Source organism: Streptomyces sp. NPDC043996 (genome assembly GCF_056435225.1).
In genome coordinates this window covers 442,843-468,185 of record NZ_JBWKEY010000005.1, presented here as the reverse complement: position 1 = coordinate 468,185, position 25,343 = coordinate 442,843, and the positions used below count along the sequence as shown (strand labels likewise).

The window sequence follows — 25,343 nt, the reverse complement described above, 5'->3', positions numbered from 1 at the left end:
CGTCACCTCACGCAGTCCCCGCAGTTCTGCACGGAAGGCCGACCTACCACCATGCCGAAGCGCGTGCTCACGACCGAGTCCGGCGCCCCCGTCGCCGACAACCAGAATTCCGCCACCGCAGGCGTAGGCGGCCCGCTCCTCCTCCAGGACCAGCACCTCCTGGAGAAGCTCGCCCGCTTCAACCGCGAGCGCATCCCGGAGCGCGTGGTGCACGCCCGCGGCTCGGGCGCGTACGGCTACTTCGAGGTGACCGACGACGTCACCGGGTTCACGCACGCCGACTTCCTCTCCGAGGTCGGCAAGCGCACCGACGTGTTCCTGCGCTTCTCGACCGTGGCCGACAGCCTCGGCGGCGCGGACGCGGTGCGCGACCCGCGCGGCTTCGCGGTGAAGTTCTATACGGCTGAGGGCAATTACGACCTCGTCGGCAACAACACCCCGGTCTTCTTCATCAAGGACCCGCTGAAGTTCCCGGACTTCATCCACTCGCAGAAGCGCGACCCGTTCACCGGCAAGCAGGAGCCCGACAACGTCTGGGACTTCTGGGCGCACGCCCCCGAGGCCACGCACCAGGTGACGTGGCTGATGGGCGACCGCGGCATCCCCGCCTCGTACCGCCACATGAACGGCTACGGCTCGCACACCTACCAGTGGACCAACGCCCAGGGCGAGGCCTTCTTCGTCAAGTACCACTTCAAGACGAACCAGGGCGTGCGCAGCCTGTCCAGCGAGCAGGCCGCGGAGCTCGCGGGCCAGGACCCCAACACGCACCAGACGGACCTGCTCCAGGCCATCGAGCGCGGTGTGAACCCGTCCTGGACCGTGCACGTGCAGCTCATGCCCGCGGCGGACGCGGCCGACTACCGCTTCAACCCGTTCGACCTCACCAAGGTGTGGCCGCACCGGGACTACCCGCTCCAGCGCGTGGGGCGCCTCGTCCTCGACCGCAACCCGGACAACGTCTTCGCCGAGGTGGAGCAGGCGGCCTTCTCCCCGAACAACTTCGTTCCGGGCATCGGCCCCTCGCCCGACAAGATGCTCCAGGGCCGCCTGTTCGCGTACGCGGACGCGCACCGCTACCGCCTGGGCGTCAACCACACCCAGCTCGCGGTGAACGCGCCGAAGGCCCTGCCCGGCGGCGTGGCGGACAACTACGGCCGCGACGGGCTCATGGCCACCAACGCCTACGGCCGCGACCGCAAGAACTACGAGCCCAACTCCTACGACGGGCCCGCCGAGACCGGCGGCGCGCTGTCCGCGCCGCTGGCCGTCTCGGGCCACACCGGTACGCACGCGGCGCCCGCCCACACCAAGGACGACGACTTCTTCCAGGCCGGTGAGCTGTACCGGCTGATGTCGCCGGAGGAGCGCGACCGCCTCGTCGCGAACATCGCGGGCGGGCTCTCCCAGGTGTCCCGCGACGACGTCATCGAGAAGAACCTCGCCCACTTCCACGCCGCCGACGCCGACTACGGCAAGCGGGTGGAGGACGCCGTGCGCGCGCTGCGCGGCGACTGAGGCTCCCTCACCTCACAGACTGCGCCGGGGACTTGACGGGAGGTCGGTCCCCGGCGCGAATCCGGGACCGCGGTGCGCCTGCGGCGGGCCAGTGCGGTGGCAACGGCCGCCGGCGCGCCGCGGTCCCGGTCCCTTTTTCCTCCCACCCGCCCACCCTTACACCTGCGGCTGCCCCCGCACCCCCCGACCTAGCGGCTCTCGGCTGGGTGGGTGGAAATACCCGCGCTGGCGCGCTTGTCCTCAAACGCCGGACGGGCTGAATCTTCGCGCTTGCGCGGCTGTCTTCCCACCCACCCACGCGCGAGCCGCTAGGTCGGAGGGTGTGGGGGCAGCTGGGGATGTAAGGGTGGGCGGGTGGGAGATAGCCCGTCCGGCGATTGAGGACACGGCGCGGAGCGCCGAGGGCTACGCACGCCTGGCCGCGAGGCCTTCGGTGAGTACCGCCACGGAGAACGCGAACCGCGCGTCCGCGTCGTCGGGTGCGAGCGCCGCGACCCCCGCCAGGTGCGGCAGCGCGTCGGCGTCCGTCGCCTGGAGCCACGGCGGCGGATGGGCCGTCAGGTCGGCCGGGTCGAGATGGGCGGGCGGATGGTCCCGTACCGCGTCCTCGAACTCCACGAAGCCGACGACGAGCCGGATGGTCTCCATGCAGGCCCGGTAGGCATCCGCGGGGGCGAGCCCGACCGCCGCGTAGAAGCCGATAAGGGCGTCCACGTTGCGGAGCATCGCGGGGTGATGGGCCAGGGTGATGTTCTCGCGCAGGGCGAGGGTGGTCATGCCCGGATGGCGACGGTAGTGGGCCCGCAGGTCGTCGCAGAAGGCGCGCAGGCTCCGCCGCCAGGACTCGGGGCCCGCGTCGAGACGCGGCGGCCGCCAGGTGGCCTGGAAGATCTCGGCGGCGACCGTCACCAGGTCCCGCCGGTCGGTCACGTAGTGGTACAACGCCCGCGCGGACACGCCGAGTTCGGCGGCGAGGGCGCGCATGGTGAGGGCCTCGGCGCCGTGCTTCCCGAGGTAGGCGAGCGCGGCCTCCCCCACGCCTTCGCGGGTCAGAGTGGCCCGACCCTTGCGGTGGGTGGGCCTGCGCCGTGTCGTGCCGGTCATCCCCAGAGGCTAGCGGAGGCGCCCGGACCACTGGCGGCGCGGGGCGGCGCGGGCCGGGCGCTGAAGTTCACACGTGTTGACTTTAAGCGGCGCGCACTCCAAGGTGAGTCCGACTAAGGCTTGCCTCACCTTGCTTGGAGTCTCGATGCCCCGTCTCCCGGGCCTTGCCATGGACCTCCGGCCGCTGCGCGAAAGCCGCGACTTCCGGCTGCTCCACGCCGGTTTCCTGGGGGCCCTGATCGGCACCCTGATGACCTCGGTGGCCGTCGCGGTGCAGGTGTACGAGCTGACGGGGTCGTCGCTGCACATCGGCCTGGTGAGCCTGGCGCGGGCGCTTCCGCTGGTCGCCGGCGTCCTCGTCGGCGGGGTCCTCGCCGACCGGATGGACCGCAGGACGCTGATGATCGCCACGCGCCTGCCCCTGGTCCTCGTGGCCGCCGCGCTCGCCGTCAACGCCCTCGCCGCCGAGCCCCGGCTCTGGGTGATCTACGCGGCCACCGCCGCGACCGGGCTCCTCGCCGGGCTCGGCGGGCCCGCCATGCTGGCCGCGATCCCGGCGCTCGCGGGCCCCGAGCGGCTCGCCGCCGCGGGCGCCCTGCTCGCCGGCTCCACCCAACTGGCCGCCCTCGTCGGGCCCGCGGCGGGCGGCGCGCTCATCGCCGGGCCCGGGCTCGCCGCGTGCTACGCGGTGGACGCCGCCGGGTTCCTGGTGTTCACGGCGGCGCTGTTCTTCGTACGACCGCTGCCGGTGACGTCGGCTCCCGCGCCCGGCAAGGGCGTACGAAGGGCGTTCGGCTCCCTCGCCGACGGCCTGCGCTTCGTGCGGCGCCACCGCGTGGTGCTCGGCCTGCTGCTCGTGGACGCGGCGGCGATGGTGTTCACGATGCCGCAGGCCCTCTACCCGGCCCTGGCGGACGAGCGGTTCGGCGGCGGGGCGACCGCGGTCGGCCTGCTGTACGCGGCGCCCGCCTTCGGCGCCCTCGTCGGCGCGGCGACCAGCGGCTGGACGGCCCGCGCGGGCGGGCACGCGCTGGTCGGCGCGGTGCTCCTGTGGGGGGCCGCGCTCACCGGCGTCGGCCTCAGCTCCTGGCTGCCGCTGGCCCTGGTCCTGCTCGCGCTCGCCGGACTCGGCGACCTGGTCTCCGAGACGCTGCGCTCGGCGCTGCTCCAGCACACCACGCCGGACGAACTGCGCGGCCGCGTCAGCAGCCTGTGGATGGCGCAGGCGACCGTGTCGCCCGCCCTCGGCAACGCGGCCGTCGGCCTGCTCGCCGAACTGACCGGCGCCGCCGCCGCGGTGACGATCGGGGGCCTGGTCTGCGTGGGCGCGACCCTCGCGGTGGCGGCGGCGTTCCCGTCGCTGCGGCACGCGCGGCTCGCCGTCCCGCACGCAAAGGCGCCCGCTCCGGAGCCGGACTCCGGTGCGGGCGCCTCCGCCACGGCGCGGGCGGACGCGGACTCGGACGTCAGACCTTCAGCGTCTTGATCGCGCTCGGGGCGTGCCACGGTTCCGTGGCGATCTCCTCGAACTCGGTGACGTCGCTGATGTCGGCCGTGCGGCTCATCGCGATGTTCGTGATGCGCTCCAGGATCGCCTCGACGACGACCGGCACGCGGTACTCCTGGGCCAGCTTCTTGGCCTGCTCGAAGGCGGCCCCGAGTTCGTTCGGGTCGGTCACGCGGATCGCCTTGCAGCCGAGGCCCTCGGCGACCTTGACGTGGTCGACGCCGTAGACGCCGAGCTCCGGGGAGTTGACGTTCTCGAACTCCAGGTTGACCTGGAAGTTGATGTCCAGGCCCGCCTGGGCCTGGCGGATCAGGCCGAGGTAGGAGTTGTTCACCAGGACGTGGACGTACGGGATGCGGTGCTGGGCGCCGACGGCAAGCTCCTCGATGAGGAACTGGAAGTCGTAGTCCCCGGAGAGCGCCACGACCTGGCCCTCGGGGTCGGCCTTGGCGAGGCCGAGCGCGGCGGGGATGGTCCAGCCGAGCGGGCCCGCCTGGCCGCAGTTGATCCAGTGCCGGGGCTTGTAGACGTGCAGCATCTGGGCGCCCGCGATCTGCGAGAGGCCGATCGTGGACACGTACCGCGTCTCGGGGCCGAAGGCCTTGTTCATCTCCTCGTACACGCGCTGGGGTTTCATCGGGATGTCGTCGAAGTGCGTGCGCCGCAGGAGCGTGGCCTTGCGCTCCTGTCCGGCGGCGATCCACGCGGTGCGGTCGGGCAGCTTCCCCGCGGCCCTCAGCTCGCGCGCGACCTCCACGAAGAGCGCGAGGGCGGCCTTGGCGTCGGAGGCGATGCCGTAGTCCGGGGCGAAGATCTTGCCGATCTGGGTGGGCTCGATGTCGACGTGCACGAACGTGCGGCCCTCGCGGTACACGTCCAGCTTGTAGCCGGTGTGGCGGTTGGCCCAGCGGTTGCCGATGCCGAGGACGAAGTCGGACTCCAGGAACGTGGCGTTGCCGTAGCGGTGGGAGGTCTGCAGGCCGACCATGCCCGCGTTCAGCTCGTGGTCGTCGGGGATGACGCCCCAGCCCATCAGGGTGGGGACGACCGGAGTGCCCGTCAGTTCGGCGAACTCCACGAGGAGTTCGGCGGCGTCGGCGTTGATGACGCCGCCGCCCGCGACGATCAGCGGGCGCTCGGAGGCAAGCAGGAAGCCGATGGCCTTTTCGATCTGGGCGCGGGTCGCGACGGGCTTGTAGACCGGCAGCGGCTCGTACGTCTCAGGGTCGAACTCGATCTCGGTGAGCTGGACGTCGATGGGCAGGTCGATGAGGCAAGGTCCGGGGCGGCCCGAGCGCATCAGGTGGAACGCCTGCTGGAAGACGCCGGGGACCTGGGCGGCCTCCAGGACGGTGACGGCCATCTTCGTCACGGGCCCCGCGATCGAGGCGATGTCGACGGCCTGGAAGTCCTCTTTGTGGATCACGTGCGTGGGCGCCTGTCCCGTGACGCACAGGATCGGGATCGAGTCGCCGATGGCCGAGTAGAGCCCGGTGATCATGTCGGTGCCCGCCGGGCCCGAGGTGCCGACGCACACGCCGATGTTGCCCGCGGCCGCGCGCGTGTAGCCCTCGGCCATGTGTGAGGCGCCCTCGACGTGGCGGGCGAGCGTGTGGTCGATGCCGCCGCCCTCCTGCAGCGCCTTGTAGAAGGGGTTGATCGCGGCACCCGGCACCCCGAACGCGGCGGTGACGCCCTCGCGCTTGAGGATCTCGACTGCCGCGCGGGCAGCGGTCATACGAGCCATGGAGTTCTCCTGCTTCGGCTGGCGGACGCACCGCTCCCGTCGCGCCCCGCGGTGAGCTGTGCATCCGGTCCTGCGGTGGTCTCGCCTTGCGGCCTCGAACAAGCAACTTCCACATTGTGGAAACTATGTTCTGCTATATGGAAGCAATGTAGGAGGGTGGCGCCAGGCCCGTCAAGGGAGTTCGAACAGAACGGCCAGAAGCTCAAAATCGTGTATCGGCGTCGTCGCTTTCCGTACGACCATGGGCCCAGACCTGTGCGGCCTGGGGTGCCGGACGGACCAGGGGGCGGTGAGAGCGATGGCAGCGGACGGGGTCCCGGTGCGGTGCCCGGTGTGCCGCCACGAGCAGGCCTACGCGCCGCCCGCGTTCCCCTGCGCCTGCGGCGCGCCCGTCGTACCGCCCGTCGCGCACGGCGCCGCCGTCACCCCCGTCACCCAGCGGACGTGGGCGGACGACTGGGTGACCGTGCGCTGCGGGGCCTGCGGCCGCGCCGCGGACTGGCCGCAGCCCGAGCTGGGCTGCGCCTGCGGGGCCGTCCTGCGCATCCCCGTCGTCTCGGAGCGGCCGGTCCTGGCGGCGGAGCCGCTCCCCGAACCGCTCCCCGAACCGCGGCAGGCGCCGGGGCCCGGCCCCGCCCCGGCCCCGGTCCCGCCGCCGCGCACGGCGCCCGCGCCCCGGCCCGCGTTCCGGCCCGTGCCGGTCCGCAGCGCCCGGGACGCGGTGACCACCGCCGCGCTCTATCTGCGCTGGCTCGGCTACGCGGACGTGCGCGACGCCGAGACCGGGCGCGACGGGCGCCCGCCGTCGGGGGCGCGGCTCGCGGCGCGCGGCGTCCTCGCCCATGTGGAGCCGTCGGTGCGGCCCGTGTCGCTGCGGGACGTGGAGTGCGCCTGGCTCACCGCCCTCAGCCACGAGGCCGCCTGCGTGTGCTTCGCGCTGTGCGACTTCACCCCCGCCGCCCGGGGGCGGGCCGATGAGCTGGGGGTGCCGCTGTTCCGCATCGCGCTCACGGGGTGCCCAGCGGCGCTCAACGGGGTGGCGGCGGAGCTCGCGGCGCGGGGGCCCTCCGGGGGTGCGGGCTGAATCGCCCTTCGGGCTCGTCCTCAAACGCCGGACGGGCTTGAATCGTCGCCGTCGTGCTTCGCTCAGGCCGCTAGCTGTAGCGCTCCCTCAGTTCCACCTTGCGGACCTTCCCCGACACCGTCATGGGGAAGGCGTCCAGGAGCCGCAGATGCGCGGGGATCTTGTAGTGGGCCAGGCGGCCCTCGCAGAAGGTCCTGAGTTCCTCCAGGCTCAGCGCCTCCGCGTCCTCGCGGAGGATCACGCAGGCCAGCGGGACCTCCCCGTACCGCTCGTCCGGCACCCCGATCACCTGGACGTCGGCGATCTTCGGGTGGGCGTACAGGAACTCCTCGATCTCGCGCGGGTAGACGTTCTCGCCACCCCGGATGATCATGTCCTTGATGCGGCCGACGATCTGGACGTACCCGTCATCGCGCATGACCGCGAGGTCCCCGGTGTGCATCCAGCGCCCGGAGTCGATGACGTCGGCGGTCCGCTCGGGGTCCTGCCAGTAGCCGAGCATGACGCTGTAGCCGCGGGTGCACAGCTCGCCGGAGGTGCCGCGCGGGAGCGTCACGCCCGTCGCCGGGTCGACGACCTTCACCTCGACGTGCGGGAGCACCCGCCCCACGGTGGCGGTGCGGCGCTCCAGGTCGTCGGCCATGCGCGTCTGCGTGGACACCGGGGACGTCTCGGTCATGCCGTAGCAGATGGAGACCTGCTCCATGTGCATCTCCGCGACCACCCGCTTCATGACCTCGACGGGGCACGGCGATCCGGCCATGATGCCGGTCCTGAGCGACGACAGGTCGTAACGGGCGAAGTCGGCGAGGTTGAGCTGCGCGATGAACATCGTCGGCACGCCGTACAGCGAGGTGCACCGCTCCCGCTCGACCGCGTGCAGCGTGGCGACCGGGTCGAAGGACGGCGCCGGGATGACGACGCACGCGCCGTGCGAGGTGGCGCCGAGGTTGCCCATCACCATGCCGAAGCAGTGGTAGAAGGGCACGGGCAGGCAGACGCGGTCCTGTTCGGTGTAGCCGATGGTGCGGCCCACCCAGTACCCGTTGTTGAGGATGTTGTGGTGGGAGAGCGTGGCGCCCTTGGGGAAGCCCGTCGTGCCCGAGGTGTACTGGATGTTCACCGGGTCGTCGCAGCTCAGCCCGGCCTCGCGGGCGGCGAGTTCCTCGGGTGTGACCGCCCGGCCCGCGTCCAGGAGCGCGTCCCAGGAGCCGTGGCCGATGTAGTGCACCTGCCTGAGGCCGGGGCAGTCGCCGCGGACCTCGTCGACCATCGCGCGGTAGTCGCTGGTCTTGTGCGCCCGCGAGGCGACCAGCAGACAGATGCCCGCCTGCTTCAGGACGTACGCCAGCTCGTGCGAGCGGTAGGCCGGGTTGATGTTCACCATGATGGCGCCGACGCGCGCGGTGGCGTACTGCACGAGCACCCACTCCGCGCAGTTCACCGCCCAGATGCCGACCCGGTCGCCCTTGCCGACGCCCGCGCCCATCAGACCGCGCGCCACCCGCTCGACGGCGGCGCCGAACTCCGCGTACGTCCAGCGGACGCCCGCGGTGACGTCGACGAGCGCCTCCCGGTCGGGCCAGGCGGCGACGGCCCGGTCCAGGTTCTGCCCGATGGTGTCGCCGAGCAGCGGCGTGGTGCTGGTGCCGTGCGCGTACGACAGTGCCGCTCCGGGCTCCGTGCGCGCGGTCACCGGAAGTCCTCCTCGCGGTACTCGGCGTCGGAGCCCTTGGCCGTCGCCTCGCGCAGCTCGATGCGGCGGATCTTCCCCGACACCGTCTTGGGCAGCGCCCCGAACTCCAGGCGGCGCACCCGCTTATAGGGCGCGAGGACGGCCCGCGCGTGCTCGAAGAGCAGCTTGGCGGTGCCCGGCCCCGGCTCGTACCCCGCCGCGAGCACCACATACGCCTTGGGCACGGCCAGGCGCACCGGGTCGGGCGCGGGCACGACCGCGGCCTCCGCGACCGCCTCGTGTTCGAGCAGCGCGCTCTCCAGCTCGAAGGGCGAGATCTTGTAGTCGGAGGCCTTGAACACGTCGTCGGAGCGGCCGACGTAGGTGAGGTAGCCCTCGTCGTCGCGCGCGCCGATGTCACCCGTGCGGTAGTAGCCGCCCGCCATCACCTCGGCGGTGCGCTCGGGGTCGCCGTGGTAGCCCGTCATCAGGCCGACGGGGGCGGCGGACAGGTCGAGCGCGATCTCGCCCTCGGGCGCGCCGGGCTCGCCCGTGACCGGGTCGAGCAGGGTGACCGCGAAGCCGGGCGTGGGGCGGCCCATGGAGCCCGGCTTCAGGGGCTGGCCGGGGGTGTTGGCGACCTGCACGGCCGTCTCCGTCTGGCCGAAGCCGTCGCGGATCGTCACGCCCCAGTCGCGCCGCACCTGCTCGATGACCTCCGGGTTCAGCGGCTCCCCCGCCGCCACCACCTCGCGCGGCGGGGTCGCGAGCTGCGTCAGGTCGGCCTGGATGAGCATGCGCCACACCGTGGGCGGGGCGCAGAAGCTGGTGACCCCGGCGCGGTCCATCTCGCGCATCAGGCGAGCGGCGTCGAAGCGCGTGTAGTTGTGGATGAACACGGTCGCCTCCGCGTTCCACGGCGCGAACAGGTTCGACCAGGCGTGCTTGGCCCAGCCGGGCGAGGAGATGTTCAGATGCACGTCGCCGGGTTGCAGGCCGATCCAGTACATCGTCGCCAAGTGCCCCACGGGATACGACACATGGGTGTGCTCGACGAGCTTGGGCCGGGCGGTGGTGCCGGAGGTGAAGTACAGCATCAGCGGGTCGTCGGCGCGGGTGACGCCGTCGGGCACGAAGTCGGCGGACGCGGCCTGTGCTTCCTCGTACGCCACCCAGCCGGGCGCGGCGCCGCCGACCACGATCCGGGTGTACTCCCCCGGTACGTCCGCGAACTTGGCGGTGTCCTCGGCGCGCACCACCACGTGCCGGGCCCGCCCGCGCTCGATCCGGTCGCGCAGGTCGGCCGCGCCGAGCAGCGGCGTCGCCGGGATGACCACGGCGCGCAGCTTCATCGCGGCGAGCGCGACCTCCCACAACTCGGCCTGGTTGCCGAGCATGACGACCACGCGGTCCCCGGCGGCGACCCCGAGGCCCCGCAGCCAGTTGGCAGTGCGCGCCGAACGCCCGGCGAGCTCCGCGAAGGACAGCCGGACCTCGGAGCCGTCCTCCTCGACGATGTGCAGCGCCGTGCGGTCGTTGCCGTCGGCGATGGCGTCGAACCAGTCGAGGGCCCAGTTGAACCGCTCCGGGCGCGGCCACGCGAACCCTTCGTAGGCGGCCGCGTAGTCCTCGCGGTGGCGCAGCAGAAAGTCCCGCGCGGCCCGGAACCGCTCCGTGCCGCTGCCCGACCTGGTCACCGTCATGTACATCCCTCGTCTTCCGCCGTCGCCCGGCCGCCGCTCGGCTGTTCCTCAGCCGCCCCGGCATCCGTACCATCGTGGAGTTCGTGATGTGGGTCTCACCACCCCCGAACGGGGGTGCTGTGCGGTGAAGGGGCGGGCGCGTGACAGCTGCGAGCGCGGGTGAGACGGGGGACGTGCGGGCCGCGCTGCTGCGGCTGCGGCGCGCGACGGGCCTTCCAGTGGCCTTCGGCGGCCTCACCGAGGCGGTGGCGCCGGGCGCCGCCCCCGGCATCCGCATCGGCGAGCTCAGCGGCACCGGCACGGGGGTGCTCAGCGGGCTCGCCATCTCCTCGGGGCACGGCCTCGGCGGCAAGGCCCTCGCCCTGGCCCGGCCGTGCGCCGTCACCGACTACAGCTCCTCGCGGCACATCAGCCACGAGTACGACGCCGCCGTGCGGGCGGAGGGCCTGCGCTCCGTGCTCGTGGTGCCGCTCGTGGTCCGCCGCCGGGTGCGCGGCCTGCTGTACGGGGCGCTGCGCACCCCGCTGCCCCTTGGCGACCGCGCCGTCGCCGCGGCCGTCGCCGCCGCGCGCGACGTCGAGCAGGCCCTGGTCGTCCGCGACGAGGCCGACGCGCTGCTCGCGTCGGCGCGGGACATGGCCCAGGAGCCCGACGCGGGCGCCTGGGAGCGGGTGCGCGAGGCCCACGGGGCCCTGCGGGCTCTTGCCGCGAGGACCGCCGACCCGGTGCTGCGCCGCGAGCTGCTCGGCGTGTGCGCGACCCTGACGTCGGCGCCGCCGGTGCCCGGCGTCTCGCTGGCGCCGCGCGAGGTGGACGTGCTGACCTGCGTCGCCCTCGGCACCACCAACGCCACCGCGGCGGAGCGCCTCGGCGTCAGGCCGGAGACCGTGAAGGGGTATCTGCGCTCGGCGATGCGGAAGCTGGGGGTGCATACGCGGGGGGAGGCGGTGGTGGCGGCCCGGCGGGCGGGGGTGTTGCCGTAGGGACGGGGGCTGTCGTAGCGGCGGGTCGGCCCCGGCTTCGCGCGGCCCGCCGGGCCCCGCCCTAGGCGTCGATGACGGGCCCGAACCGTACGTCGTACGAACCCGCGGCCGGGGCCAGGACGCCCAGTGTGCGCACGGCCTCCTCCTCGACCTGCGCGCGCCGGGCCTTCGCCAGGTCCTCGAACAGCTCGACGGTGACGAAGGCGGAGGCCCGGCCCGGTCCTTGGCCTCGTCCTTGGCCCCACCCTTGGCCTCGTCCAAGCGCCAAACCCCCGCGACGAACCCGTCGACGAGGAGCACGCTGAAGGACTGGTTGGACTTCCAGGTGCGGCCCTTGAAGGCGGCGGGCAGGACGCGGGTGCGGTCGGCGTGCGAGAGCAGCAGGTTGTCGAACTCGGGCAGGAACCTCGGGGGCGCCGGGGTGTCCGGGTCGGGGCGGGGCGCGTCGGGCAGGTCGAACAGCTCCGTGCCGCGCTCGTCGCGGAAGACGCGCAGCTGGGGCCGCAGGCGTTCGAAGGAGTCCCGCAGGTGGGTCAGGCCCGCCCAGGCCTGCATGTCCTTGACGGAGGCGGGCCCGAAGGCGGCGAGGTAGCGCGGGACGAGGCCGTCGGCTGAGGGCGCCGGGTCGAGCGGGCGGCCGAGCCAGTGCTCGGCGGTGGTGAGCGCGACCTGCCCGCCGCGCCGCCACAGGCCGCGCGGGGTGACCTGGATCAGCGGGAGGAGGCAGCGGGCGGCGATGCCGAGGGACTGCGGGTCGGCGTCGGGCCAGTGCCGCAGCAGCTCGGCGCGGATCTGGGCGGGGGTGCGGGGCTCGTCCTCGACGAAGTCGCGGGCGAGCGCGGCGAGCCGGTCCAGGTCGACGCCGTCCAGGCCCTTGCGGAACGCCCGCAGCTCGCGGTCGATGGCCGCCTGGGTGAGCGGCCGCAGCGTGAGCACGTCGGCGGCGGTCAGGGTGTGGACGGTGGAGCGCATGGTGACGGCGCGCACCGCCGCGCGGTCGCTCATCAGGGCCGACAGGTCCAGCGGGTCGAAGCCGTCGAGGCGGGCGGCGAGGGCGTGGTACGGCGGCTTCACGTTCTGCGCCTGGAGGCCCACGAGGTGGGTCAGGGCGTCCTCGGCGGACATCGGGGCGCGGCGCAGCAGGAGCTGCCGGTCGAGGGTGGCGCGGTTCAGGGCGCGGCGGCCAAGGACCGGGGCCGGGGCCGGGGCCGGGGGGCCTGCCGGGGTCTTCGTCATGGTCCGCACGCTAACGCGGGTTGCGGACACCTATGGTCCGCAAGCGGCGGGAAGGGCGCCGCGCTCGCGCCATCTGCCGCATATATCCTGCTCCGGGGCGCCTGCCCAGGGGGTACGGGGGCGGGCGGCCCGGACGACCGCGACCGGCGGCGACCCGTCGGCGGCCCTCCAGGGCCCCCGGGCCCCTCGGCGGCCGGCGCGAGCCGGTGGCGCGGGCGACCAGACGAAGCGGCGACAGGAAGGGCCCCCGGTGACCCCGGAGCGACGAGCACACCGCCCACAGCAGGCGCGCAAGCACTCCTGGCGGCGCGCGCCCGAGCGGCCCGCCACCCCGTCGGCCGCCGACCCGGCCGCCCGGCACCGCTCCGAGAAGGCCCCGGCGCCCCAGGCCCCGAGCGTGGTGCAGGCGGCCCTCTACCGCGACGGCGTCCGCGTCTCGTCGCCCGCGACGCTCGCCGAGACCTACCGCGAGCTGCGGGCCCGCCCCGACGGCATGGCATGGATCGGCCTCGCCCGCCCCACGGAAGCCGAACTCCTCTCCCTGGCCGCCGAGTTCGACCTGCACGAGCTGGCCGTCGAGGACGCGATGGAGGCCCACCAGCGCCCCAAGCTGGAGCGCTACGGCGACACCCTGTTCGTCGTCCTGCGCGCGGCGCGCTACCTGGACGCGCCCGAGGAGGTCGACTTCGGCGAGCTGCACGTGTTCGTCGGCGCGGACTTCGTCATCACCGTCCGGCACGGCGCCGCCCCCGACCTGTCGGCGGTGCGCCACCGCATGGAGGAGGACCCCGAACTCCTGCGCCTGGGCCCCGAGGCGGTCCTCTACGCCATCCTGGACGCGGTCGTCGACGGCTACGCACCGGTCGTCTCCGGCGTCCAGAACGACATCGACGAAATCGAGACCGAGGTCTTCAGCGGCGCCCCCGAGGTCTCCCGCCGCATCTACGAACTGGCCCGCGAAATGGTCGAGTTCCAGCGAGCGACCCGCCCCCTGGTCGGCATGCTGCACGGCCTGATGGCGGGCTTCGCGAAGTACGGCACGGACGAGGAACTCCAGCGCTACCTGCGCGACGTCGCCGACCACGTCACCCACACCAGCGAACGCGTCGACGGCTTCCGCCAGGCCCTCGCGGACATCCTCACCGTCAACGCCACGCTGGTCACCCAACAACAGAACGCAGAAATGCGAGCCCTCGCGGAGGCGGGCTTCGAACAGAACGAGGAAATCAAGAAGATCTCCTCCTGGGCGGCCATCCTCTTCGCCCCCACCCTGGTAGGCACCATCTACGGCATGAACTTCGACACCATGCCGGAGCTGAGCTGGACCTTCGGGTACCCGTTCGCGATCGGGCTGATGGGTGTGGTGTGCGTGAGTCTGTACTTCATCTTCAAGCGGCGGGACTGGCTCTGATTCCCGCTTGCCAAGCTCAATCCCGTCCTCCGCCAAGCGTCTCGCCGGTGGCCGTTGTGCATCCGCAACGGACAGTGACATCGGCGCAAGGGACGGAGCTACGAGTCCCCAGCCCTGTGCAGCCGCCATAATGGGAGCATGGCCTCCCACCCGCAGCACACTGGACCCGGGCCGAGGAACCTCTCGGGCGCAGACGCCGAGGACCTCGCACTGTACCGGGAAAAATTCCGCCGTCGCCTGCCGGAGTCACTGGACGAGCTACACGGGCCGACCCACGGACTCGTGGAGCTGCCGCTGCACCTGGCCTGGTCCGGAATGACCGTGTACGACCTGGGTAAACCTCGTCAGCGCATGGGCCTCTACCGCACCGTCCTGCACGAGGGCCTGCACGACGACCTGCCCCGCTACCTCAACCAGGACCTGCTCCTCCAGCTGTGGCCCGCTCTGCGCACCCTCGTCGGTCGCACCGTGCGCACCGTGTGGGAGGACGCCTTCCCCGAGCTCGCCTCCCGCACCCGGGCAGCCGCGTGACGGACATGCCGGAGCTGCACACGCGGCTCCTGGCGGATGTGATCGCCCTCGGCTCGCCGTATCCCCTGGTCCTCACGGGCGGGTACGCCGTGCGGGCGCACCGCCTCGTGAACCGGCCCAGCCAGGACCTCGATGTCGCCACCGAGAACCCGGCGCCCATGGCCGACATCGCGGCCACACTCTGTAGCGGTCTAGCGGCCCGGGGCTGGACAGTACAGACGCTGGAAACCGCCCCGCTGTCCGCTCGCTTCACCGTGACCGACCCCGCCACCGGGCAGGAGTGCGAAGTCGACATCCTCAAAGAGATCTTCTGGCGGCCCATCGCCCAGAGCCCGTACGGGCCCGTCCTCGCCGAGGAGGACGTGATCGGGACCAAGGTTCGCGCCCTCGCCGATCGCGGGGCGCCCCGCGACCTGATCGATGTGTTCGCCGCGTCCCTCCGCTGGACGAATGCCGAGTTGGAAGAGTTCGGCCGACGTCACGCCCGCGGTCGCTTCGAGCGCGAGGACCTCCAGGCGAACCTGACCGGCGCCGAGTGGACTGACGACGAAGCCTTCACCGCCTACGGCCTCGACGATGCCACCATCTCCGCGCTGCGCACCTGGGCCATGGAGTGGGCCGACGACCTTGCGAGCCGCCTCCTCGAAGAAGCCGGTGGCCCCGACATCGACTGATCGCGCCCAGGCGAGACCGCACCTGCCAGGCCGTGAGTGTGCAAGCAGCCTGCGTGACACACAGGACCCGGGCCTCTGGAAGAGGTCCGGGTCCCTACAAGGCAGTGTCATGCGGCGGCAGTGCGCGCCAGCGCCCGGGCCTTCGTCGCCCACTCCCCCATCCTCGTGATGGCAGAGGTCAATTGCTTCACGGCGGCGGAGATCTCCTTTGCCGGCTTGTGGAGGTATCGGCTCACCCGAATCATGGCGCCTGCGGAGGTGCCGAAGGAGCCGATCTGCGCCAGACCGTCCTGCGCGGCCTCGTCCAGGGACATCAGCTGCTCCAGGAACTCCTCCGTTCCCTCGCCGCGTTCGTCGGGGGGTGTCATCTCGATCAGGCCCAGAGCAGCTCGCACGCCGCTGTCCATGGTCGCCATCCGTTCCGCGAACGCGACGGCGACGGTGTTCAGTTCACCCGCCGGAGCACTGATCGTCTCCGCGTACCGGGCGACGGCGGCGAGCCGTGCGCTCATCGGCGCGTTCGCCTGCGTCAGGTCGAGCATCTCGCTGCCGGATTGCTCGGTCAGCGCCCCAATCGTCTCGATCGTCTTTGTGATGGCCTCCATGTCGGCGGTCATCTCGTCCAGTCCGTCCTCGATGACGGCGAAGTCGTCGAGCAGACCGGGCGAGTCCTCGTCCTCCCCCTTCCCTCCGTCATCGGCCTCCGAGCCGGAGGCCGGCCCGTCACCGGCCTGGAGTCCGCGTAGCACCCGTGCCGGCGTGAGAAGTTCGAAGCCGTCCCGGAGCCCGGCCTCCAGCGTGCTCTCAATCTCCTTGCGGGCTCCCGCCAGCTGGCTGCGCGTCCGCTGGTATCGGATCGTCCTGATCGATGCGATGTCGAAGGGCAACTGCCCGGCCTCTCCGATGTGGATCGTCGGCTTGCCGGTGATGTGCCGCAGCCCCAGCTCGTACATCACGTTGGGGTTGCCGCCGCTGACGTCCGCGACGACCAGATCGGACTCAACAACGTGTCGGCAGATCTGCTCGTTGATGTCACCGGCGTGCGCGATGCCGTCCGCGCGCACGGCGTTGATGCCGTACTTCTCGCAGGCGGGGGCGATCACCTGCTCGAAGATTCCGAGGTGGTGCTCGTACGCCTCGCGCTCGGGGCTGCCGTGGGCGGCGTGCGGGTCACCGATAGGGCCGACGACAAAGCACCGCCGGGCCTGGTCGGACTCCTGTCGGAGCGCCTGTGATTTGATCATTCGGGAACCTCCGATGTATGAGCGTGGATCTCGTGGGGTCGGGCTGCGGGCGCCGTGTCGTCCTCCAGAGGGACGACGTACAGCGGCCGCTCCTCGATGCCGAGAGTGCGCAGCAGGTAGGCGGTAGGGATGCGGTAGCGTCCGCCGACCCGCAGCACAGGGCACGGGAAAGCACCGAGGCGGACCAGCTTGTACGCCGTCGCGGGGCAGACGCCGAAGGCGCGGGCCGCTGTGCGCAGGTCGACGCACAGGGGCAGGTCGAGGGCCTCCGCGAAGCCGAGCGGCGGGCCGGACCGCCCACTCACCGCCGGGCTCCCGCGGGGCGCAGGACCAGCGTGCCGATGAGGTCGGCCTCCTCGTGACGACGAGCCCGGAACACCAGGTCGGGCAGGCGGGTACCGGTCCGGCGGCCGTCTTGTGGAGGGTGCGACTCGGCGAATCGGAGTGTGGCGTACAGGCCGTCCCGGCGGGGCGGAGGCGTGATGTGCAGTTCCCACCCCTCGGGCGGGCGAGGCCGTTCCTCCGGCGGGGCGATGGCGTTGCGGCCATCAGCCATGGCACCGATGTCGACGACGGGAACCTCCCGCGTGATGCGCTTCGCGTAGGCCCACATCCGGTTCACCGCCTCCTTGATCAGGCGGCCGCCCGTGTCCGGGCTGTCCGGATCCGCCGCGTCAAGGGCGGCAAGCACGGCCAGAACGGCCTCCGACTCCAGATCAGCCCGGCCGACCCGCCGCCAGCGGCGCAAGATCCGGTGCAGGTTCCGGTACAGCCCGGGGAGGGCTAGCCAGACGACAAGCAGCCGTCCGGCGCCGTCGCCGTTCCGTGGCTCCGTCATGGCCTCGGTGACGGCCTGTCGCCAGACCGCCGCACCCAGCGCCGCGTCCCGTCGAGGGCCGTACAGCGCCCTCCTGCTCTCCTCCGGGGAGAGCAAGACCGCGCGGGAGTCGATGTGCACCGTGAGGGACGGCCGCGTGACGCCGGGCGGTCCGAGGACGCCCCGGTCGATCCAGGCGAAGACACTGCCGGGCACGATCGGTGTCATACCTCCTCCTTTCCGGCCTCGTCAGGCCGGAGATACGCCAGGGCGGCAGCGACTCGGCCGCAGGCCCGCGCGAGATCAGTCAGGGCCGACCGCAAGGCCGCGTACCGCGCCAGGCGGGCGGGGTGCGCCGTCCCCTTCCGGCGCCGGGACCGTGCGGTGGGCGAGGCAGGCGGGTGGAAGTGGATGCCGCCGTACACGGCGTGGCCGACGTTCACCCCGTAGTCCGCCCACTGGTTGTCGCCCCGCTCGCGCCAGGGCGAGGCCTTGTAGGGGGCCGTCACCGAGTGGGCCCGGAGCCGGCTGGCGGAGGGGGAATGGGCAAGCCGACGGTGAGCCCGCCGACGACGTCCCGGCCGACGGCGGCGCCCTGATGGACGTACTGGGACAGGGCCGTCCTGCTCGGGACGCCGACGGCCGACGCGGGCTTCGGCTCCGGCGCCTCCGCCACGGCTGACCGCACCTCGTGCGGCGCATGGCCCGGCACGTGGATCCAGCCGTATCCGCCGAACTCCTTCACCCGCACATGAACACGCACATACTGCGCGGGATCGAGGTCCCCCCGCCGGGACCGCACGACGTCCTGGTACAGCCGGTCCGACACGATGACAACGAGATCTGCCGTGGTGAGGGTGGCCAGCACGGCTCGGAGCTGAGGCGCGTTGATGTAGCGGGCCACGGCGACCGGGGCGGGACCGGCGTGCCCGAGGGCGGCGTCAGCGGCCACGCCCGTGTCCACGGCCAGCCGCAGCCTGACACGCTGAGCGGTAGGGCGAGTGTCGCGGTCCCCCAGGCAGACCGCGAGATGGTGGACGAAGGGGCCCAGGACTGCGTCCTCCGGCGTTGCCTCGGGGAGGACGGCGAACTCCAGGTCACCCTGCGGCTGACACGTCCAGGCTGCCCGGTCAAGGCCGGCCAGTGCCGCCGCCTTGTCCAGCGTCCAAACCAACTCGGACTGGACGGCCGACTGCGTCCGGGTGTCGAGCCGGCTGTACTGCTCCACGTCCGCGGCCAGACACAGCCGACGGCGTGTCAGATCGCCCGGCGGGCGGGAATGAGAACGCTCTTTCACAACAACTCGCCACCTTCCAGAAGGGGTTGGGTGCGGTGCACGCCAACTGTGGGAGGAAGGGGCGGGAGCGGCAAAGGATGCCGTATTAGTGCGGCTTACTTGCCATGCTGCCAGGTGACGGCACACTCAGCCGGGCTGCCTTGCGCAGGCGGGCCATGTCCTCAACGGAGGTCTGCCGGGAGCCGGTGGTGATGATCTTGCGCTTCCGCAGGTGAGCGAGAGCCTTGTGAACGGTGTCCGTGGTGGACGCGGTGAGGGCGGCGAACTCCGACTGGGACAGCTTCACCTCGATGCGCACCTTGTTCCAGTTGGGTCCCCTGAACGTCTCCGCGGGCCGCCCATGCGACTCGGCAAGTTCGACGAGGACACGCGCCAGCCGAACCAGGACCGGGTAGCCGCCGAGTTCGAGCCGCAGGCGGTCGGATCGGCGCAGCCGACCGCAGACCATCTGGAAGAGGGACAGCGCCATCTCTGGATGGGCAAGGAGAAAGGCCTCCAGCTCATGCCTCGGAACGACGGTGGCGACCACATCGCCGCAGGCGGTGACCGTGGCCGATCGCGGTCCGACACCCACCGCCGCCATCTCGCCCACGACATCCCCGGCGATCCAGATGTCCACGAGTGACACCCTGTCACGGTCCAGCCGGGCGGTCACCTTCACCAAGCCCTTTTGGAGGACCACCAACTCCTGTGTGTGGTCGCCCTCATGAATGAGTACGTCTCCCACGGCGTAGCGGCGTCGACTGCCGAGCCGGGCGAAGGCGGCGCGTGATTCGGGCGACAACGTTTCGAGGAAGACCACGCGACCGTTGGGGTTCGAGCCGTGCATCATGTGCACAGCACAGCACTCGGTCACCGCGACTGCGATCGGTTCCGGTCTGGCTGCCGGGGCGCCGGACGCACGCCGGGGCGCGTGGCGGCGCACACCTGGAGCATCCTGCGGGCCGGTCTCGCTAGCTCCGGTCGGAGTCGTTGATCGCCTCTGCCACACCATGGGACCCGGAGAGCAACAGCTGGTCAAGCAGATCGAGGATCTCAGACCGGCGCGCGGGTGAAGATGCCTGGACATACGCGCGGACCAACAGGCGGCCGATGTGGCGGGCGTCGGCCGCCGCACCGCGGGTGAGGTCGGCCGAAGCGGTTCCGAACACCGCGACAAAGCGCCGCACGCCGGTCAGAACCAGTTTGTCAACCCGGTCAGGAGCATCCTCGAACGTGATCAGCAACTGATGCAGTGCGGCCCCGAAGGCGTGGGAGTCGATCAGTGCGGTCAGTGTCCGTCGATAGGGTCCCAGACGTCTGCCGCGCAGCGCGGCAGCCACTGCGGCGGCGGCTTCCCGCACGTCCTCCTTGGGGTCATGGAAGAACCGCACGAGTGCGTGATGGGCGAGCGCCGCATCACCGGTGTTCAGGAGACGCTGGGCGCATACGTCGGCGGCTCCCTGCCGCTGTGCCGTGTCGTTACCGGCGAGCACATTGGCCAGCAGGCCGGGCGTCTCCCACTCCATCGCGGCCAGCGCGGCGATCTGGCCACCAACCCGACGCACCGGCGCCACCGGGGAGTGCAGCATGCGCTCCGTCAGTGGCCTGGCCGACGCCGGGTCCCCGTGCATCAGGGCAACGGCGAGGCGGCGAACATAGGGTGACGCCAGCAGGTGGTCGGGGGCCTGGACGAGGATCGCGAACGCAGCGGCCACCGCCGGGCGATCATGACGGATTGCTGCATGCAGCACATGGGCCACGCACGCCCGGACGTCGAGGGAGCGGTCGGCTGCCAGTCGGCTCAGGCGAGGGACAATCAGGGCGGCGCGGGACCCGTCCACGTCATGGACGAGTAGATCACCCAGACTCTCGGCCGCGCTGCCGCGTACGGTGTTGATCCCGGCGGTGAGCAGGTCACGCGCCACATCGCCCCCGCCCACGTCGAGCAGATCGGCGGCGCCGCCCGTCTCGCCCGAATCGAGTGCTCGGCTCAGGAGTGCCTCCACCAGGTCGAGCGGCGCATGGTCGAGGTACTTCCGCAGGGCGTGGCCCAGCCACCGGCCCTGCTCCGGCCCGCCCTCGACCGCGAAGTGCCGCACGGCCGCGAAGACGGTCTCCGGATCGTCGTACGGTTCGGCCTCACCAAGGCCGAGGAGCAGCGATGCGCCATAGGCCGGGTGCGCTCCCGCGTCGACCCGCACGGCGAGCCGCGCGAACCGACCGGGGTCCTTCACCGTCATGCTCCGCAGCACGTGGGACAGCTCGCGTGCCCCACCGGTATGGGTCGCCCAGTCCGTTCGGTCCCGGCTGTGCTTCCTCATGGCCCTCAGCCACTGGTCGTCACTCATATGCTGGGCCGCTTCCGCCGGGATGGGCGGTCCGACGAACCCACCCGTCACTCCCTCCGGTTCGCCTGGCTCCCGTCGGTCGCCGTGGAGTCGGCGGAGTTCTCCGAGCCGACGCGCCGCCCGCTCGGAGAGCCGCCTTTCGGGAAGCGCCGTAAATAGGGTGAACTCGTGCCAGGGAGAGAGTTCCTCGTCCGGGGGAAGGCGCAGGTGGAGCAGGGACTGTTCTACCTGCCCGAAGGCGTTGTCGGGCAGAGCGCCGCCGATGGCATGGAGGACCTCACGGGCGCCCCACACGACATTGGCAATGGAGCCGGACAACAGACGGTGTCTGCCCTGGAGCAGGATTTCGGCGGCCCACGGGGCGAGGTCGGAGCCCCCCGCGATCAGCGCCTGGTAGAGCAACCACTGCGCCGCATCGTATGGCTCGCTCGCCAGCTGTTCCACGAGCTGACGCGCTCGCGCGGCGTCCCGGCCTGCCGTACTCCGCAGAGCTTCGGCCGTGCCTTGCAGCAGGGCGTCAGTCAGGTCGTCGGGGTCCTCAAGGGGATGGCGGTACGAGAAGTGACGATCGTGGACGGGCCACCCCGTCTGTACCGGATAGGCGGTCAGGCTCATGACGGCCAGCAGGATCGGGAGCATCCGGACGCAGAACTCCTCCGGTGCGCCGGCAGCGGCGGCGGTCACCGTCTTGAGCGCCGCGTAGTCCCGGTTCAGCAGTACCGCCACCCTGCCTTGGTCGTCGAGCCGGAGTGCGTCTGGGTGTTCCGCCAGCAGTGCACCCAGCAACTCGACCGCCCAAAGGGGTTCTTGGGCCGCTAGGTCGCCCGCCGGGAACCAGAGGGCGTGTTCGGTGCCAGTGAAGAGGCCAGCTCGGACGCCGTCGAGCAGGAGGTCGAAGAGCGGTCGGCTGCCTGCGAGGCGGCCGTGGGGAACGATCTGGGTCAGCCACGCCCCGTACCCGGGGTCAGCGGCGTGCGGTTCGAGAAGGCGGGCCACCCTGTCGGGTAGGGCATCGGCGACTGCCACCAGCAGCCGTACCGCCGAGTCCTGTTCTCTCGTGTCGGCGCTGCCGAGCCAGTTCTCGAAGACCCCTTCGTCGTCCCCACGACAGAACCAGGCGGGCGTGCCGAGCATGTCGACGAGGCGGTCGCGGAACGGCGGACGCGTTTCCAGCACACGGGCGACAGCGCCCCACTCGCCGACGGTGGGAGCGTCCAGGCCGCGCAGCACGGCCAGGGTCAGGTGCTTGAGGTGGTAGCGGATGTCTGGACTCGTCAGCAGTGCCTCGACCTCGTCGACGAAGCGTTCCGGGTCGAGGTCCCGCAGGTGATCGAGCACCTGTCGAAGCTGTCCGCGGCGGAACAGCTCCTGCTCCCCGCCGGTGAGGAAGGCGACCAAGCTCTCTCCACGTCGGAGCCAGTCGCGGGCGAAGGCGTAGTCGAAGAAGCTCTCGTGGAAGAAGACCATCTGGTGCCCGTCGCGCACAAAGACAGACTCCGACTCCAATACCTTTCGGCTGGCGACGAGGTCGTCTGTGTCAAGCACGCTGTACGGCACGGACAGCCGCTGGCGCGCACTCATCGCGGCGACGACGGCCGAGACCGCGTCGTGAAAACGCACAGACGGACGCCGGGCACACTGCTCCTGCTTGGTGTCCCAGAAGGCGTCGAAGAGCTGCCGGGTGGTGTGGAAGAGGAGGGCTTCTGCCTTGTCCGCGACCTGCTCCAGGAGGACGAGATGCAACGGTGAGCACAGTAACGCCCGTTGTGGCGGGGCCAGTCGGGAAACGTCCAGGCCCATGACTGCAACCGCATTGTCGACCTGGCCATCGGAGAGCGACCCGACCGTGACGCGTGTGCAGTGGTCCGGAGCAGCGAGCCTGCGGATGCGGGCGTCGGCCTCGGTGTCGAACGCCCGGCAGGCCATGACCACCCGCATGCCGGGATGTGCCGCAGCCTCGTCCACCAGGTCGGCCACCGCGTCGAAAGCTTCCGGGATGCGCCCCGACGCCATGCTGACGGCGTCGAGCTGGTCCACAACGAGGACGCAGGGGCGCCCATCCGCCACGGCACCGAGTGCGCCGACCGGGGACGTGGGCAGGCCGACACGCTGGCCCAGTTCATGGGTTGAGCCGAAGGGATCCAGACGGTCGAGACGGAAGGCGAGAACCGGAATGGCCGCCTCGTTGAGGGCGGTGAAGGCTTGGTGCAGCACAACGCTCTTCCCGCCACCCGCGATTCCGGTCAGCAGGACGAGCCTCCGGGTGCCTTCGCTGGCCTCCGCGACGAGGCAAGTGGCCTCCTCCCGGGGGATTGCGGGCCGAAGCAACGTACGTTCGACGCTCGCCGCCCACCGGCGCGTCACCGTTCCCACAGCGTCGGACACCGCGACCACGTCGGCTCGCCCGACACCCCGCAATCCGTACGGCGCCAGCCGGGTGGTGAGGGCCGCCGCGTCGAGTGTGGTTCCTTGGCTGTCGAGCAGGACTTGCCCGAGGGCGTGCGCCGCCAAGCGGCCCGGTGCTCCGGACAGAACCTGTTCGGCCAAGACGGCGTTGGTGTGCACGAGGTCCCGTTCGTCGTGCCACTCCACCCGGAGCCCTCTCAACATCCTCCAGGCCGTCCCGGTGGAACCGTAGATGCCACCCGAGGCGAGGACATCGAAGGGACCCCGGAGTTCGTCCGTCAGCCACTCGGCTTCGAAGGAGGCGAGATCGTCGGAGCGGCGGGCGCGGTCGGCGAGTTCATCGATCGCGCGAGCGGGGACCACGGAGACAAAGTGGAACGTCCGGCCCGCCTCGACATGCGGACGCAGGCTCTCCCACACTCCCTTGGCGTGGAGAGAGGCCACATTCCAGTTGTTCGCGTTGCGGTTCTGCCGCTTGACCTGGTGCACCTCCGTCCCGTGGTCGTGCCGGTAGACGAACTCGACCCCGTCGCCCAGCAACCCACCCGGTTCGAGGCAGAGCGATGTGCCCGAGCCCAGCAGCACGTACAGGGCATGTCTGATCGTCCAGGCTCCCTCGTAGCGGTTGCCGAACTTGTCCGTCTCACCACCCAGCCGCGGTGCCACCGTGCCCCCTGCTCCTCCGGCCCGGCCAAATGGGCCGCGCGCGTGCGCGGACGCTACCGCATGTATGCGAGAACCACTGAGCAAGCCTCATGCAAAGCTGGCGGCCAGCCGTCTTCTACAGCAGCCGCGATGTGGGCCATCTCTGGGGAGGACTTGGGGAGTACGAACGCTACTGGGGGAGCGCGGGGGAGAGAGAATCGGATGCGCACCGCGACGTCAGCCTGAAAGGTGATGAAAGCAGCATCAGCGCTGGCCAGAGCCATTAGTGATCACATCAGCACAGGTCAACGCCACCCAGCAGGCAACTTCAAGAAGATCTCGTCTCGGGCCGCCATCCTCTTCACCCCGACGCTGGTCGGCACGATCCACGGCATGAACTTCGGCGCGATGCCAGAGCTGAACTGGGCCTTCGGCTATCCCTTCGCGATCCTGCTGATGGCGGTGGTGTGCGTGAGCCTGTACTTCATCTTCAAGAGGCGGGACTGGCTGTAAACAACACTCCCCGCCAGCCAGCTCGATTCACATTCAGCCACCGCCCCTCGAAGGTGAAGCCCAACTCCGCCCTCACTCCCTGACGTTGGCCCTCTCCTTCCAGCCGCGCGAGCGATTCCCTGGATAGGAGCGGCGAGGGGAGACCGGTAGTCCCTTCGGGCTCAGGCGCCCACTATCCCGTCGACGCCCTCGCGCAGAAGGTCCGCGTGCCCGTTGTGGCGGCCGTACTCCATGAGCACGTGCACCATCACCATCCGCAGCGATACCTTCTCGCGCCACCTCGGCTGATACCCGGCCTGGTCCAGGGACTCAGCCTCCCGCTCGATGCGGCGCGAGTTCTCCACCTCAGCCTCCCAGGCCCCGAACGCCTCGCCCCTGGTCGACGCGCTCGCGTCGTAGGCCGCCTGGAAGTCGATCTCGTCGGACCAGACCAAGGGCGCGTCGTTGTCCTCGAACACCCGACGGAACCAAGCGCGCTCCACCTCCGCCATGTGCCGCACCAGACCGAGCAGCGACAGCGTGGACGGCGGCATCGACTGCTGCCGCAATTCCTCGTCGGCAAGCCCTTCGCACTTCATGGCGAGGGTCGCGCGATGATAGTCGAGAAAGGCCCGCAGCGTGTCGCGTTCGCTTCCAAAGCTGGGCGGTCCTATGCGGTTGTCGCTGGTCACTGGCCGTACTCCTCATCCGCGCCGGTGTTCATGGCCAGAATCTACTCCCGTCAGCTGTCTCCATACGAGGCCCGTCGACCGGGGCCTGGCTGTCGCTACGAGGGGTGCCGTTCGCGGTCGGAGTGGCTGAGGGCGTTCGACACCATGCCAAGAGAGACTCCGACGCGACACACGGCGTCGCCTGTGTCTGCGGGTGCGTCGCCCAGCCAAGTGTCGGCGTAGTCACGGCGCCAGCTGGTGCACCAGG

At 71.2% G+C, this 25,343-nt stretch carries 20 protein-coding genes and 1 pseudogene; 8 read left to right on the top strand and 13 right to left on the bottom strand.

Going from position 1 to position 25,343, the window contains the following annotated elements:
- The first annotated feature begins 51 nt into the window (after positions 1-51).
- Complete coding sequence (locus AC07A4_RS16090) at positions 52-1,518, top strand: catalase (RefSeq protein ID WP_478598384.1); 1,467 nt, start codon at positions 52-54, stop codon at positions 1,516-1,518.
- A 405-nt stretch (positions 1,519-1,923) separates the two neighbouring features.
- Here the strand turns inward: AC07A4_RS16090 and AC07A4_RS16085 are convergent, their stop codons facing one another.
- A complete protein-coding gene (locus AC07A4_RS16085) occupies positions 1,924-2,622 on the bottom strand; it encodes a TetR/AcrR family transcriptional regulator (RefSeq protein WP_478598381.1) in 699 nt (232 codons plus the stop codon).
- Between the two features lie 145 nt (positions 2,623-2,767).
- Between AC07A4_RS16085 and AC07A4_RS16080 the strand changes: the two genes are divergently transcribed.
- Positions 2,768-4,108 (top strand): MFS transporter, encoded by a 1,341-nt coding sequence (locus AC07A4_RS16080; RefSeq protein WP_478598378.1) that lies wholly within the window; start codon positions 2,768-2,770, stop codon positions 4,106-4,108.
- Here the strand turns inward: AC07A4_RS16080 and gcl are convergent.
- Positions 4,089-5,867, bottom strand: coding sequence for a glyoxylate carboligase (gene gcl, locus AC07A4_RS16075; protein WP_478598943.1), 1,779 nt, complete (start codon positions 5,865-5,867; stop codon positions 4,089-4,091). The genes AC07A4_RS16080 and gcl overlap by 20 nt on opposite strands.
- Before the next feature lie 307 nt (positions 5,868-6,174).
- On the opposite strand from gcl, the gene AC07A4_RS16070 reads away from it, so the two are divergent.
- Positions 6,175-6,960 (top strand): hypothetical protein, encoded by a 786-nt coding sequence (locus AC07A4_RS16070; protein WP_478598375.1) that lies wholly within the window; start codon positions 6,175-6,177, stop codon positions 6,958-6,960.
- Between the two features lie 70 nt (positions 6,961-7,030).
- Here AC07A4_RS16070 and AC07A4_RS16065 read toward each other — a convergent pair whose 3' ends face one another.
- Together AC07A4_RS16065 and AC07A4_RS16060 are read right to left on the bottom strand one after the other, a co-directional pair.
- On the bottom strand, positions 7,031-8,656 hold the full coding sequence (locus tag AC07A4_RS16065; protein WP_478598372.1) for an AMP-binding protein: 1,626 nt from the start codon (positions 8,654-8,656) through the stop codon (positions 7,031-7,033).
- Complete coding sequence (locus AC07A4_RS16060) at positions 8,653-10,338, bottom strand: AMP-binding protein (RefSeq protein ID WP_478598369.1); 1,686 nt, start codon at positions 10,336-10,338, stop codon at positions 8,653-8,655. Before AC07A4_RS16060 ends, AC07A4_RS16065 begins: the two co-directional genes overlap by 4 nt.
- A gap of 140 nt (positions 10,339-10,478) precedes the next feature.
- On the opposite strand from AC07A4_RS16060, the gene AC07A4_RS16055 reads away from it, so the two are divergent.
- Entirely contained in the window at positions 10,479-11,321 is an 843-nt protein-coding gene (locus AC07A4_RS16055; RefSeq protein ID WP_478598941.1) for a helix-turn-helix transcriptional regulator, read from the top strand.
- Between the two features lie 300 nt (positions 11,322-11,621).
- On the opposite strand, the pseudogene AC07A4_RS16050 reads toward AC07A4_RS16055, so the two are convergent.
- Positions 11,622-12,446 (bottom strand): annotated as a pseudogene (locus AC07A4_RS16050) (winged helix DNA-binding domain-containing protein); the annotation flags it as partial.
- 361 nt (positions 12,447-12,807) lie between these two features.
- On the opposite strand from AC07A4_RS16050, the gene AC07A4_RS16045 reads away from it, so the two are divergent.
- The 3 genes from AC07A4_RS16045 (at position 12,808) to AC07A4_RS16035 (ending at position 15,173) form a co-directional block, all read left to right on the top strand.
- Positions 12,808-13,968 (top strand): magnesium and cobalt transport protein CorA, encoded by a 1,161-nt coding sequence (locus AC07A4_RS16045; protein ID WP_478598366.1) that lies wholly within the window; start codon positions 12,808-12,810, stop codon positions 13,966-13,968.
- A gap of 138 nt (positions 13,969-14,106) precedes the next feature.
- A complete protein-coding gene (locus tag AC07A4_RS16040) occupies positions 14,107-14,499 on the top strand; it encodes a hypothetical protein (protein WP_478598363.1) in 393 nt (130 codons plus the stop codon).
- A 5-nt stretch (positions 14,500-14,504) separates the two neighbouring features.
- Positions 14,505-15,173, top strand: a complete 669-nt coding sequence (locus AC07A4_RS16035; protein ID WP_478598360.1) for a nucleotidyl transferase AbiEii/AbiGii toxin family protein — start codon at positions 14,505-14,507, stop codon at positions 15,171-15,173.
- A gap of 107 nt (positions 15,174-15,280) precedes the next feature.
- Here the strand turns inward: AC07A4_RS16035 and AC07A4_RS16030 are convergent, their stop codons facing one another.
- The 7 genes from AC07A4_RS16030 to AC07A4_RS16000 form a co-directional block, all read right to left on the bottom strand.
- Entirely contained in the window at positions 15,281-16,417 is a 1,137-nt protein-coding gene (locus AC07A4_RS16030; RefSeq protein WP_478598357.1) for a hypothetical protein, read from the bottom strand.
- Entirely contained in the window at positions 16,414-16,722 is a 309-nt protein-coding gene (locus tag AC07A4_RS16025) for a helix-turn-helix domain-containing protein (RefSeq protein ID WP_478598354.1), read from the bottom strand. Before AC07A4_RS16025 ends, AC07A4_RS16030 begins: the two co-directional genes overlap by 4 nt.
- A complete protein-coding gene (locus AC07A4_RS16020) occupies positions 16,719-17,462 on the bottom strand; it encodes a hypothetical protein (protein ID WP_478598351.1) in 744 nt (247 codons plus the stop codon). The genes AC07A4_RS16025 and AC07A4_RS16020 overlap by 4 nt, the downstream gene beginning before the upstream one ends.
- A complete protein-coding gene (locus AC07A4_RS16015) occupies positions 17,459-17,743 on the bottom strand; it encodes a hypothetical protein (RefSeq protein ID WP_478598348.1) in 285 nt (94 codons plus the stop codon). Before AC07A4_RS16015 ends, AC07A4_RS16020 begins: the two co-directional genes overlap by 4 nt.
- A complete protein-coding gene (locus tag AC07A4_RS16010) occupies positions 17,740-18,462 on the bottom strand; it encodes a hypothetical protein (protein WP_478598346.1) in 723 nt (240 codons plus the stop codon). Before AC07A4_RS16010 ends, AC07A4_RS16015 begins: the two co-directional genes overlap by 4 nt.
- A 154-nt stretch (positions 18,463-18,616) precedes the next feature.
- Positions 18,617-19,363, bottom strand: a complete 747-nt coding sequence (locus AC07A4_RS16005) for a Crp/Fnr family transcriptional regulator (RefSeq protein WP_478598343.1) — start codon at positions 19,361-19,363, stop codon at positions 18,617-18,619.
- 121 nt (positions 19,364-19,484) lie between these two features.
- Positions 19,485-23,933, bottom strand: coding sequence for an NACHT domain-containing protein (locus AC07A4_RS16000; RefSeq protein ID WP_478598340.1), 4,449 nt, complete (start codon positions 23,931-23,933; stop codon positions 19,485-19,487).
- 231 nt (positions 23,934-24,164) lie between these two features.
- On the opposite strand from AC07A4_RS16000, the gene AC07A4_RS15995 reads away from it, so the two are divergent.
- Positions 24,165-24,425 (top strand): CorA family divalent cation transporter, encoded by a 261-nt coding sequence (locus tag AC07A4_RS15995; protein WP_478598337.1) that lies wholly within the window; start codon positions 24,165-24,167, stop codon positions 24,423-24,425.
- Positions 24,426-24,586: 161 nt separating this feature from the next.
- On the opposite strand, the gene AC07A4_RS15990 is transcribed toward AC07A4_RS15995, so the two are convergent.
- Entirely contained in the window at positions 24,587-25,096 is a 510-nt protein-coding gene (locus AC07A4_RS15990) for a DinB family protein (protein ID WP_478598334.1), read from the bottom strand.
- Positions 25,097-25,343: the final 247 nt, after the last annotated feature.